Source organism: Massilimicrobiota sp. An105 (assembly GCF_002161155.1).
Lineage (GTDB): Bacteria > Bacillota_I > Bacilli_A > Erysipelotrichales > Coprobacillaceae > Allocoprobacillus > Allocoprobacillus merdigallinarum.
Genome location: NZ_NFLY01000008.1, coordinates 32,303 through 44,397, shown reverse-complemented (window position 1 = coordinate 44,397; position 12,095 = coordinate 32,303). Strand labels below are relative to the sequence as shown.

The 12,095-nt window shown below is 29.8% G+C and carries 13 protein-coding genes, 2 tRNA genes and 1 other annotated feature (1 of these 16 cut by a window edge); of the genes, 6 read left to right on the top strand and 9 right to left on the bottom strand.

Annotation, left to right across the window (positions count from 1 at the left end):
• Nucleotides 1–169: 169 nt before the first annotated feature.
• The gene (locus B5E48_RS03505; RefSeq protein WP_087304127.1) at nucleotides 170–547 is read right to left on the bottom strand and encodes a DUF3795 domain-containing protein; all 378 of its coding nucleotides are present in this window, start codon (nucleotides 545–547) and stop codon (nucleotides 170–172) included.
• Nucleotides 548–708: 161 nt separating this feature from the next.
• On the opposite strand from B5E48_RS03505, the gene B5E48_RS03500 reads away from it, so the two are divergent.
• On the top strand, nucleotides 709–1,566 hold the full coding sequence (locus B5E48_RS03500) for a MerR family transcriptional regulator (RefSeq protein ID WP_087304107.1): 858 nt from the start codon (nucleotides 709–711) through the stop codon (nucleotides 1,564–1,566).
• Between the two features lie 138 nt (nucleotides 1,567–1,704).
• On the opposite strand, the gene B5E48_RS03495 is transcribed toward B5E48_RS03500, so the two are convergent.
• The 4 genes from B5E48_RS03495 to B5E48_RS03480 all read right to left on the bottom strand — a co-directional run bounded on the left by B5E48_RS03495 (nucleotide 1,705) and on the right by B5E48_RS03480 (nucleotide 3,953).
• Nucleotides 1,705–2,214, bottom strand: coding sequence for a pyridoxamine 5'-phosphate oxidase family protein (locus tag B5E48_RS03495; RefSeq protein ID WP_087297083.1), 510 nt, complete (start codon nucleotides 2,212–2,214; stop codon nucleotides 1,705–1,707).
• A gap of 385 nt (nucleotides 2,215–2,599) precedes the next feature.
• The gene (locus B5E48_RS03490) at nucleotides 2,600–3,433 is read right to left on the bottom strand and encodes a MurR/RpiR family transcriptional regulator (protein ID WP_087304106.1); all 834 of its coding nucleotides are present in this window, start codon (nucleotides 3,431–3,433) and stop codon (nucleotides 2,600–2,602) included.
• A 367-nt stretch (nucleotides 3,434–3,800) separates the two neighbouring features.
• Nucleotides 3,801–3,874, bottom strand: a tRNA-Trp gene (locus tag B5E48_RS03485).
• Between the two features lie 3 nt (nucleotides 3,875–3,877).
• A tRNA-Glu gene (locus B5E48_RS03480) sits at nucleotides 3,878–3,953 on the bottom strand.
• A gap of 99 nt (nucleotides 3,954–4,052) precedes the next feature.
• Between B5E48_RS03480 and B5E48_RS03475 the strand changes: the two genes are divergently transcribed.
• Together B5E48_RS03475 and B5E48_RS03470 are read left to right on the top strand one after the other, a co-directional pair.
• Nucleotides 4,053–4,418: a hypothetical protein gene (locus B5E48_RS03475; RefSeq protein ID WP_087243054.1), complete on the top strand. Its 366-nt coding sequence runs from the start codon at nucleotides 4,053–4,055 to the stop codon at nucleotides 4,416–4,418.
• 2 nt (nucleotides 4,419–4,420) lie between these two features.
• Nucleotides 4,421–4,945: a GNAT family N-acetyltransferase gene (locus B5E48_RS03470; RefSeq protein WP_087304105.1), complete on the top strand. Its 525-nt coding sequence runs from the start codon at nucleotides 4,421–4,423 to the stop codon at nucleotides 4,943–4,945.
• Between the two features lie 86 nt (nucleotides 4,946–5,031).
• Here the strand turns inward: B5E48_RS03470 and rpmF are convergent, their stop codons facing one another.
• Entirely contained in the window at nucleotides 5,032–5,199 is a 168-nt protein-coding gene (rpmF, locus tag B5E48_RS03465; RefSeq protein ID WP_087243058.1) for a 50S ribosomal protein L32, read from the bottom strand.
• A gap of 12 nt (nucleotides 5,200–5,211) precedes the next feature.
• Nucleotides 5,212–5,733, bottom strand: a complete 522-nt coding sequence (locus tag B5E48_RS03460) for a YceD family protein (protein WP_241146910.1) — start codon at nucleotides 5,731–5,733, stop codon at nucleotides 5,212–5,214.
• A 146-nt stretch (nucleotides 5,734–5,879) separates the two neighbouring features.
• Between B5E48_RS03460 and B5E48_RS03455 the strand changes: the two genes are divergently transcribed.
• Genes B5E48_RS03455 through B5E48_RS03445 form a run of 3 tightly spaced genes read left to right on the top strand, consistent with a single transcriptional unit; the run spans nucleotide 5,880 to nucleotide 8,277 of the window.
• A complete protein-coding gene (locus tag B5E48_RS03455; protein ID WP_087304103.1) occupies nucleotides 5,880–7,040 on the top strand; it encodes a nucleotidyltransferase in 1,161 nt (386 codons plus the stop codon).
• Between the two features lie 27 nt (nucleotides 7,041–7,067).
• Nucleotides 7,068–7,820 (top strand): threonine/serine exporter family protein, encoded by a 753-nt coding sequence (locus tag B5E48_RS03450; RefSeq protein ID WP_087304102.1) that lies wholly within the window; start codon nucleotides 7,068–7,070, stop codon nucleotides 7,818–7,820.
• Between the two features lies 1 nt (nucleotide 7,821).
• Nucleotides 7,822–8,277 (top strand): threonine/serine exporter family protein, encoded by a 456-nt coding sequence (locus tag B5E48_RS03445; protein ID WP_087297078.1) that lies wholly within the window; start codon nucleotides 7,822–7,824, stop codon nucleotides 8,275–8,277.
• A 247-nt stretch (nucleotides 8,278–8,524) separates the two neighbouring features.
• Here the strand turns inward: B5E48_RS03445 and pheT are convergent, their stop codons facing one another.
• Together pheT and pheS are read right to left on the bottom strand one after the other, a co-directional pair.
• Nucleotides 8,525–10,915 (bottom strand): phenylalanine--tRNA ligase subunit beta, encoded by a 2,391-nt coding sequence (pheT, locus tag B5E48_RS03440; RefSeq protein WP_087304101.1) that lies wholly within the window; start codon nucleotides 10,913–10,915, stop codon nucleotides 8,525–8,527.
• A 4-nt stretch (nucleotides 10,916–10,919) separates the two neighbouring features.
• A complete protein-coding gene (pheS, locus tag B5E48_RS03435; RefSeq protein ID WP_087304100.1) occupies nucleotides 10,920–11,954 on the bottom strand; it encodes a phenylalanine--tRNA ligase subunit alpha in 1,035 nt (344 codons plus the stop codon).
• 32 nt (nucleotides 11,955–11,986) lie between these two features.
• Nucleotides 11,987–12,095 (bottom strand) — a binding site (T-box leader); it runs 89 nt beyond the window's last position.

The window sequence follows — 12,095 nt, the reverse complement described above, 5'->3', positions numbered from 1 at the left end:
AAATAATTCTTATGGATTACTGAATTTCAATACAGACCATAAAAGTAATAGTCATTTTCAAATGATAACCACGTTTAAAAGTATGGAATATCTCTTATTGTTATACTATTTTTAAGGTTCCATTTTATGAATACGTGGTTTTTATATACCCATTTTTTTATTATGTTAGCTATTTTCTACCATTTTTTATAAATTCTATTATTTCATTTTCTGTGTCAAATTGATCATAATCTCCTATATGCTTATTTTGATAATGATATACAATTCCCTTTTTACAATTTTCTTCCAAATGCTTTTTTAAATCTTCTTCTCCATATCTTTGAATATATTGACAAAATGTTCTTATCCTTAGTTTATGTAAAATACTATCTTCACACGGAAAATCTGGACATTCAAAACAATACTTATAATTTTTAGATGTACAGCATTGATAGTTTTTACAAGCTTCCTTTTCAGGACAGCCTCCCTTTTTGCAGCCAACACAATTTGGATTATCCTGACAATAATCACAAGCTAATCCACAATAGCCAAATCCTTTAGAACTCATAAGAATCACTTCCATTTCATTTATAAAAATATCATAACACATTTTTAAATATCTTGTTCATTGTCACACAAATGAAAAGAGTATTAATTTTTATAGAAAAAAATCTTGACAGTATTGCTAGCATATAGTGTAAAGTAAAATTGGAAAGGAAGGAAAAAACTATGACAACACATGAAGTCGAAGAAATGTTAGGTATCACAAAACAATCATTAATCTATTATGAAAAAGAAGGTCTTATTCATCCAAAAAGAAATGAAAATAATTATAGAAATTACATGCAAAAAGATATTAATATTTTAAAAACAATTTTATTATTACGTTCTATGGAAGTATCCATAGATGATATTAAACTTATTTTCAACAACAAACTCTCTATAAGAGAAGCACTAGAATCAAAAAAAGAATTTATTTCTAACTCTAAAAAGAAGTTAGAAGACATAGACAAAAAAATAAATGATTATATTAAAAGAAGAAGAGTGAAAGTGTCATTTGATAATCAAACTCTTGATCAATGGAAAGGTTATGATACTCTCTATCTTAATGATGATCATATAAAATATAATGAAGTGATTGTCCCTTTATCTCAAATACAACAAATAAACATTTCCATGTATAGTTCTATGTCAGTAGGTCATGCAGGTGTTGGCGCATATGGAATAGGCGGAGTTTTCTTTCAGTATTTTATTGATTTAGATATTGTGACATTAAATGATACATATTCATATTCTATTTTAAATAATAAACTTGTCGTTGATATGTTTGATTATATTCTAAAAAATAACATTACAGTCTATGATCCACTTCACCTTATTGAACTTTATCATGAAAAACATGATCCTGTTGCTTTAAATAATTATATTAATAATCATTTTAAAGATTGGGCAAAAAAATATCATTTAGATAATCCTAGAGATAACTTTGCATATTACAGTGAAGTCTATCAAAATAAAGAAAAAAATGAGAAAAAAGATATCTTTGGTTTAAAGATATTAAAAAAGACATTAAAAAAGAAATACTAAATAGAAAACAATCACCTTTATATGAGTGATTGTTTTTTTATCAAAGTCATTTTATTTATAAATAATGATTTACAACTTTGTTAAGAGACCCAAAAAATATGAGGATATTTTTATTTTTGATTTCATATATCAAGACTTTTATTCTAACGAGATATGTCTTTTTGTCTTTTCTTCAGGATGGATATTATTTCTTCTTTTTCCTACCATATCTAAAACTTTCAATCTAAAAACTGTTGTCGCTTTCATAAGATTTGTATTAAATTGAAATTCTTCATTATGATAATGTTTCATTAATATTTTTAATGCTTCAAATTTATCCTCATCTTCTACGAATTCAATTTCTCCATGACCAATTACACTTGCATATCCCATTGTACATGACATTCTTTCATCATAAAGAATAATATTATGTTCACAATCCATTTCAAAAGTAGCCTTATTGTTTTGTTTAATCAAGTCTAATTTTTTTCCTTGATTAGCACAATGAAAATACAAATACAATTGATCATCTTCTTTATCTACACCAAAATTCAATGGGACGATATAAGGATAATCTTCATCAAATAATGCCAAACGACACACATCACACTTATTGATAATATTCATGATTTCATTAAAATCTGTTATTTCTCGATCTTTTCTTCTCATAATACTTCTCCATTTGACTTAATAGCTTCTTTACAGCGATAATAAAACTCAATTTCTACATAATCTAAATAATAGTTTCTCAGGATACACTCTATGCTTTAACCATCATTACATCAGCAATACTTAACCCTTTTGACGTTTCCACAATAACATATTTAAACTGATATGCATCTAAGGTCCCACCCCATAAAAATTCTTTCTTAAAACCATGTATAATTTCTCCTTTTCATAAAACTGTTGACATATTTATCATACATTGTTTTTATAATTATACAATACACAGAAATGATTATGGAATATTGCTACAAAATTGATAATCAAATCCTTTTAAAAATGTTACATTGTAACAAAAAAAAGCAGTCAGAGCTGCTTATAATCTGTTTGATTACACCTTCTTATCAAATAGCGACCCATAAAGCTGATCCACTTCTTTAGCTTGTTGTAAATTGTCTGAAATGATAATACTGTATATCAGATCAAAAATATACTTTAAAGAAATATAAAAGACCATATCCTTTAAGCTTTCAAATTCATCATGAACCATACCATGTAACAAAATAGCCTGCTTTTTTGAAAGAGGATTTTCTTTATGACTTGTAATGATAATAAAAGGAATTTTTCTTTCGATCAAAATATCAGCAATATTTAAAAGATGTTCATTTTTGCCATTTTTACTTATCATAATGACTGTATGATGAGAATCCACATTCAAACTCAGCCATAACTGTTTATCCCTGTTTTGGTAAACCGTTGTTATTTTTCCTGTACTCAACAATAAATGACTAGCATATTCACCAATGCAGGCATTTGTATCATTAGCAATAATATCAATATATTGATTCTGCGAAATATGGAACATAACTTCTTTTAAAGTATCTACTGAAAGCATATGCTTTGTCTGATTCATAATACCCACTTCAATTTCAGACAACTTCTCCTTAATTGAAAATAAGCTTTCATGAGATAAAATTTCCATATCTTTCAAATAATATTGATTTAAAAAAGAATGAATATGAATTTTAAAATCATTATAACTTACAAAACCAAGTTTTTTTACGAATCTTACAACAGCTGTTGCACTGGTGTATGTATTTTTAGCAAGTTGATGCGTAGACAGATGAATCACTTCATCACTATGATCAATAATATATTGAGCTAAATATAAATCATTATCATTCAATTTATAATCTTGTGCTATTTTTTCTAAAATCAGACTCATAAAGCATCACTTTCCTCTTCTATTTTCAATTTATTGTTTATAAAACTCATGTTTATGATACATTGATTATTTCATGAAAATAACTATTTCTATATTTTATAAAAATATTATACCATACTTTTTAATTTCTCGTTTATTTCCTGTTAGAGTAAATACTTCTATTTGAGAAATGATATTGCAAGTCAATTAAAAAGATGAAATCTCTATAAATAATAACAAAATTATCAAATATTTTTTACATTAATCATATATAGATTTCATTGAATAAAAAGCCACCCAATTACTATTTATCTCAATGAGATGACTTTTGTCGTAAATAATATATTTGAATAAGAAAAAAGAGCGATCAATCGCTCTAACTTACTGATGGCAGGGGCGGCAGGAATCGAACCCGCGTCCACGGTTTTGGAGACCGATGCTCTACCATTGAACCACGCCCCTATATGGTGACCTGTACGGGATTCGAACCCGTGAATGCATGCGTGAAAGGCATGTGAGTTAACCGTTTCTCCAACAGGCCAATTGATTTTGCTTTGTAATAATAACATATAAAATATAGAAAAGCAATAGAAAAAATAAAGAAATAGTGATATTATAGATAAGTATTGGAGGAAATAAAATGTTTGGTTTTGGAAAAAAAGTAGAAATTAAGAAAATAGATATTAATGAAGGATTTCGTCAATATGAAAAAAATCCTGATAAAATCACAATTATATGTTTAGATGAATTAAAAGACTATGATGAATTACATATTGCTGATGCAGAATGTTTTCCTTTTCGTTTATTAGATAGATTTGAAGAATCATATCCTAATAAAAACATGAAATATTATTTATATGCCATTAACAAGGCACTCAGTGAAAAAGCCTGTAAAAAACTATTAAAGAAAGATTATGATGTTTATGATCTAGGAAGTTTTTTAAATTATAGAGAAAGAGAAGAAGGATTTCAAGCGACAAGAAAAAATCGTAGAAGAAAAAGATAATAATGAAAATTCTTTATAAAAATATACTCATTCGTGATGCAAAAGAAAATGATGCAACAATTCTTACAAAATGGTGGAATGACGGAAAAATAATGGCTCATGCTGGATTTCCAGAAGGTATCAATACGACCGTTCAAAAAGTTAAGCACCAGCTCCAAGAAGAAATCAAAAATCATAAGCATCGTCTTATTATCGAATATAAAGATTGCCCCATTGGGGAGATGTGCTTTTTTCCTTGTCATGACGCAGTTGAAATTGGTATTAAAATATGTGAAATAAATATGCAAAATCAAGGTTTAGGTCATACCATACTCACATTATTCATTCATGAACTCTTTCAAAAAGGTGTACCCAAAATAGTTTTAAGTACAGATTTGAATAATCTTCGTGCGCAACATGTTTATGAAAAAATAGGTTTTCAAAAATATGATATTCAATATAATTATTGGAAAGAGCCTCAAGGAGAAATGCATTCAGCTATTTTTTATGAACTGTTACCGCAAAATTTTATTCATCAACGAAAATAATTTTCAAAAAATAAGAGAACAGCTAAATCGCTATTCTCTTATTTTCATTTATTCATAAAAAAAGCCCTTGAAATAAGGGGCAGTTTTTATAACACTTTTTGTCCGTTGTAAGTTCCGCAATGTTTGCATACTCTATGAGATAATTTATATTCTCCACATTCTGGGCAAACAACGACACTTGGTACTGTTAACTTGTCATGTGTTCTTCTTTTGTTTCTTCTTGTTTTTGAAACTCTTCTTTGTGGTACTGCCATAGGTACACCTCCTTATTCCTTATCCTTAAAATAATCTTTAAGCTTCGCTAAACGAGGATCAATATAATCCTCATCATGTTTTTCATCCTCTTCACTTAATACTTTCCAGCCATGACCTTGAGTCTTTAAAGAAACACCTTCCTTAACAACTCTCATTGGAACTTCCAGCATAATCTCCTGGAAAATGACAGGTGTTAAATCAACAATGTTTTTCTTAACTTCTATAACCTCTTCATCATCTTGTGGTTTATAAAAAGCAAAAATAACATTTGATTCAATATGGAAAGGATAATCCACATCTTCCAATGATATGGCACATGGTAAAATCATTTCTCCATCTATTTGGAAATCAACGTATAATTGATGATTTTTTGTGTCTAAACGTCCCTGTCCTTGAACATGAACATCCTTTAAACCATTAATTTGGGATAAATTATGGAACATTTCTGATGGAAAACTTAATTTTTCATCGAAATGAAAACAACCATCTTTTTGTTTAATAATCCATTGTAAATTCCATTTCAAAAAAATCACCCTTTACATCGCATAGCCCATTATATATAAAAGTAAGAAATATGTCAATCTAAATTTAAATATTTCATTGAATATTTCCACTCTTTTCAAGTAAAACTATGTTTATTTCCTAAACTATGTTAAACTATCCCTTGGAGGTGAAAGCCATGAGAATATTAGGATTAATTGTTGAATATAATCCTTTTCATAATGGACACATTTATCATATCCAAAAAGCAAAGTCTCTGGCACAATTTGATTATACAATTGCGATTATGTCGTCATCATTTGTACAAAGAGGTGAACCAGCTATTATTGATAAATGGAAACGCAGTCAGTTAGCAATCGAATTTGGTGTAGATTTAGTGATTGAATTACCTTTTGTTTATACTTGCCAAAGTGCTGACTATTTTGCAAAAGGAGCTATAGATTTATTAGCAGCTATAGGGGTCACTGATATATGTTTTGGTAGTGAAGATGGTCGTATTTCAACTTTTGTTGATATCGCTCAAGCCATTTTTCAACATCAAGATGTCTATAATGAATATGTTCAAAAAGCTATGAAAAAAGGATTACGCTATGCTGATGCCTGCAATCAGGCACTTCAATACATTATGAATAAAGAAATTAAAACACCCAATGATTTATTAGGACTCAGTTATGTCAAAGAAATTATTTTCCATCAATATCCTATAACTCCTCATTGTTTTCCAAGAACAAATGCTTATCATGGATTAAATCTTCAAACCATTGCCAGTGCATCAGCTATCAGAAATGCTATAAGAAATAAGCAAGATTTTTCTCATTCCTTGCCTCATGCCGATCTTTATCATCATTGTGATCTTTTTCAACTTGAAGATTTTTTTCCATATTTACAATATCAAATTTGTACATCCAGTTTACAGGAACTAAAAAGCTATCATATGGTCGATGAAGGTTTAGAAAATTTATTATATAAACATATCCAATCTTGTTCATCAATGGAAGAATTCATCAATCAGTTATCCTCTAAACGTTATACACGTCCACGTATTTCGCGTATGCTTATTCATATTTTAATGAAGAACACAAAAAATGATATTCATAATGCCATGCATGTCGATTATTTAAGAGTCTTAGCTATGAATCAAAAGGGAAGACAATATTTATCTACTATTAAAAAAACATGTCCTTATTCTTTAATTACCAACCTGCCAAAATATCATCACCCTGCTTTAGAAATAGAACTGAAAGCAACACGTTTACTTTCACTTTTATCTTCTCACCCACAAGCACTTATTCAAGAAGAATTTTCACATATTCCATTGATTCAATCACGAGATTTATGATATAACAATTATCTGTGGGGTGAAAAAATGAACGATTTAGACATTTTACAACAAATCAATAAAATTGGACAATTGTTATTAAAACATGGTGCAGAAATATACCGTGTAGAAGAATCTTTAAAAAGAATGTGTGAAGGATTTGGCTTTACTGATATTGAAGTTTTCGCAATCCCATCATATTTTACTTTATCATTAACTTTGCATGATGGAACACCCTATCAATCATCCAGGCGATCACGTAGTAATCATACTCATCTGGATCATTTATATGAACTCAATTGCTTAGTCAGACAAATCAGTAATCAAGAATTATCTCTAGATGAAATCAAAAATCAAATTGAGATAATTGAATCCGAAAGATTGAATTATCGTCTCATACTTATTGGTTATATTGTATCCGCAGCCATGTTCTGTGCATTTTTTGGTGGACATATCAATGAAATGATTGTTTCTGCTTTTATTGGGTTTATTTTATACTACTTTATATATCTTTTAGAAAAGCTTGATGTTAATGGAATTGTTCGTACAATTCTAGCAAGTATGGTTTTAGCCAGTATTGCTATTATTGCACAAAAAATAAATTTCATTACTAATCAACAGGCAGTGATTACAGGAACTTTAATGATTCTTGTTCCTGGTATTGCTATTACAAATAGTCTAAGGGATATTATTGGCGGTGACTTTGTTTCTGGATTATCTCGTATGATTGAAGCTATTTTAATAGCTGCCAGCATTGCTATTGGTGTAGGGATTATGATGATGGTTTTACAAGGAGTTTAAAATGGAAGGGTTTATACAGTGTTTATCAGCTTTTATAGGCTGCTTTGGTTTTACTTTTATATTTAGAATACAGAAAAATATTCGATTTTCTTTAACAGGATCTCTTATTGGTGCGCTAGGATGGTTTATTTATTTAGCAACTGCTTCACTCAACAATATTTTCCTACAAAGTTTTATTGCAATGCTTTGCGTATCATTGCTTGCTGAATGTTTTGCTAGGTTTTTCAAAGCCCCTGCTACCATTTTTATTGTTATCGGTTGCTTTCCATTAGTTCCTGGTAGTGGTATTTACTATACAATGCTGTATGCTGTACAAGGGATGAATGATCTTTTTATGAAAAGCTTTTTATCCACTTTAGGAACCAGTCTTTCACTAGCTTTAGCTATTTTAATTTCCTCTACAGCATTTCAAGTTTATAAAAGAATCAAAACAAAGAATTTTATTGATATGGGATAAATAAAAGAAGTTATAATGCTAAGATGATGAGCATCTATGTATTATGACTTTTTATTTTATACACATTCATAAAATCATATCATTATATAATAAATAAAAAAGGAGATGAACAAAATCATCTCCATTTATAATCAATCATGATAGTTTGAAAACTTTTAACTTCTAAAGTAAGCCTTCATCAGTTCGTTTTCAATCCGTTCTTCAAATAACAGTATAAACCGCATAAAGAGAACTCAAAGCATTGCATTTAAACTCTTAAATGTGCTCCATATTCTTTAGAAACAACATTTAAAATTTGTTCCATAGTTGCATTAATTGTTGCATCATCCAATGTTTTTGAAGCATCCTGGAATGTTAACGCAATAGCAACAGACTTTTTACCACTTTCAATACGTTCCCCTTCATAAATATCAAAAATCTTTGTATCAACAATGAAACGTTGACCTGCTTTACAAATAGAGCGTACAACATCATTAACAGGAATATCTTGATCCATAACCAAAGCAATATCTCTTGTTACTGAAGGATATTGTGGAATATCTGTAAATTTAATTGCTGGTTTCTTTAAATTTAATAAAACAGATAGATTTAATTCTGCAACATAAACATCTTTGACATCGTATTTTTTCGCAAGGCGAGGATGAATTTCACCAATAACACCAACAATGTCATTACCCATCATTAAATATCCACTTCTTCCAGGATGGAAATTTTGATTATCTTCTTCAACACGTTTTAATGTATAACGTGATTCTTTAATTCCTAATTTCTTTAAAATTGTTTCCACAAATCCCTTAACTAAATAGAAATCAGCTTTTTGTTGAATTTGTTGCCATGTCACATCATGATACATACCTGTGCATGCAATAGCTAAATTTTGAATTTCATGACCTTGAGAATAAGTATTAGAAATTTCATAAATCATAACATCTTTTTGAGAATGAGCTGTATTATAATTGATTGCCTGTAATAAAGATGGAATTAATGATTTTCTTGTTACACTTCTTTCTTCACCGATTGGCAACATTAAAGCAATATGATCATCTTTATGGAAAAGATTAAAATCATCCACCATAGATGGTGAAGTCAACGTATATGTTATAACTTCATGTAATCCTAAATCTGTTAATAAATGTCTTATTGCTTTTGTATGACTTTGAACAGGTGTTAAAGCCCCTTTTGTCATTTCCATTAATGGTAATGTAGATGGAATATGATCATAACCATACATTCTTGCAATTTCTTCAATGACATCCGCATCCATTGACATATCATTACGATATGATGGAACATGAACAGTAAATGTTTCATTATCTAATGTATATGTAAAATGTAATCTTGTTAATATATCTTCAATATCTTCAGTTGAAATTGTTGTTCCTAGTAATCCATTGACGCGTGATGTTGTCAATGTAATCACTTTTTCTGCCATTTCATAATCAGTCATGACTGTTTGATAAATTTCTTTAGCATCAGCCAATTCTTCAAGTAAAGCAGCACAACGATTTAGAACACGAGGTGTATTTGCTGTATCAATAGCTCCTTTGATATAGTGTTGAGAAGCATCTGTTAATAAATTTAAACGACGTGCTGTATTTCTTAAAGTAGCTCCATGGAATGTTGCAGCTTCAATGACAATATTCACTGTATTTTCATCAATCTTTGTGTCATCACCACCCATGACACCAGCAACACATCCAATTCCCTGATCAGTAGAAACAATAATATCTTCAGGTAAGATTTCATATTCTTTACCATCTAATAATGTTGCTTTTTGATGGAATCCAGTCTTAATAACAAAACGTTTTTCTTTTAACTTATCATAATCATACATATGAATAGGTTGTCCTGTTTCTAACATCACAAAGTTAGAAATATCTACAATATTATTAATTGGCTTAATACCACTTGCCATTAAAAATGTTCTTAACCATTCAGGTGACTCCTTTGTTATCACCCCTTTGACTAATTTAGCCCCAAAACATGGACATAAATCTGTTTGTACATCAATTTCAATATCGCTTTCTAATTCATTTAAAGTTTTCATTTCTGGAACATGAACATCTCTTTTTAACAATGCTCCGACTTCATAAGCCAAAGCAATCATTGCCATACAATCAGCACGATTTGGTGTTAAACCAATATCTAAAACAGTATCATCATACCCCATATATTTTAAAGCCTCTTCACCAACTGGAGCATCAGCATCTAAAACATGAATTCCTGCTTTATCTTGTTCACGTAATAATCTTTGATCAATTCCAAGTTCAGCAATGGAACAAATCATACCGTTTGATTCTATACCACGTATTTTGGCTTCTTTAATTTTAAAACCATCACCTAAATCACATCCTGGTAAAGCCACAATCACTTTTTGCCCAGCAGCAACATTAGGAGCTCCACAAACAATCTGTTGAGTGACTCCATTTCCTACTTCTACTTGACAAATATTTAAATGGTCACTATCAGGATGAGGAACCTTTTCTTTTACATATCCAACAACAAGTTTATCACCTCTTGCAAAGACATGCATTCCTTCAACTTCATGACCTATAGATGTCAATTGATCAGCAATTTCCTGAGCTGAAAAATCATCAACTTTTACATATTGATTTAATAATTTTAAACTTGCTTCCATATGTCTAATCCTTTCTTACAAATTGATTTAAGAATCTTAAATCACCACTATAAAAATCTCTAATATTATCAATACCATATTTCAACATAGCCACACGTTCTAATCCAATACCAAATGCAAATCCCTGATAAACCTGGCTATCAAATCCACACATTTCTAAAACTTTAGGATTCACCATACCAGCACCTAAAATTTCAATCCAACCTGTATTTTTACACATTGAACATCCTTTTCCATTACAGTTATAGCATGAAATATCAACTTCAACACTTGGTTCTGTAAATGGGAAATATGAAGGTCTTAAACGAATTTCACGTTTTTCACCAAACATCTTTTTCGCAAATAATTCCAATGTTCCTTTTAAATCAGCCATAGTAATATTTTTATCAATAACCAATCCTTCACATTGACTGAACTGATGCGAATGTGTTGCATCATCGTCATCACGGCGATATGTTTTTCCTGGACAAATAACTTTGATTGGTCCTCTTCCATTAGCCGCTAACATAACATGTGCCTGAACTGGTGATGTATGTGTTCTTAATAAAGTATTTTCATCAATATAGAAAGTATCTTGCATATCTCTTGCAGGGTGATCCTTTGGTAAATTCATAAGCTCAAAATTAAAATGATCGCTTTCAACTTCAGGACCTTCTGCGATACTATATCCCATTCCAATAAATAAATCTTCTAATTCTTCTCTAATCATTGTTAAAGGATGAATTGTTCCAAGTGGCAATTGACTACCAGGTAAACTAATATCAATTTTTTCATTTTGAATTTTCTTAAGCATTTCAGCTTCTTCTAATACTTTTCTCTTTTCTTCAATAGCTTGTGTTATCTCTTGTTTAACTTTATTTGATACTTGTCCAAAAGACGCACGTTGTTCTTTAGACATATCTTTCATTGACTTCATTGCAGATTGCATTGGGCCTTTTTTCCCTAGATAGAAAACCCTTAAATCATTTAACTCTTTTAATGATGAACAATCATGAATCTTCAATAAAGCTTCTTCTTTAATCTTTAATAATTCGTCCATAATATCCTCCTTCAAATAAAAAAATCGTTCCACATAGGAACGATTGTATCGCGGTACCATCCTAATTCATAACAAATGTTATGCACCTTTACTGCAATAACGCTGCTTCGCGGCGATGATTAGTCGCACTCCAAGGTGAAT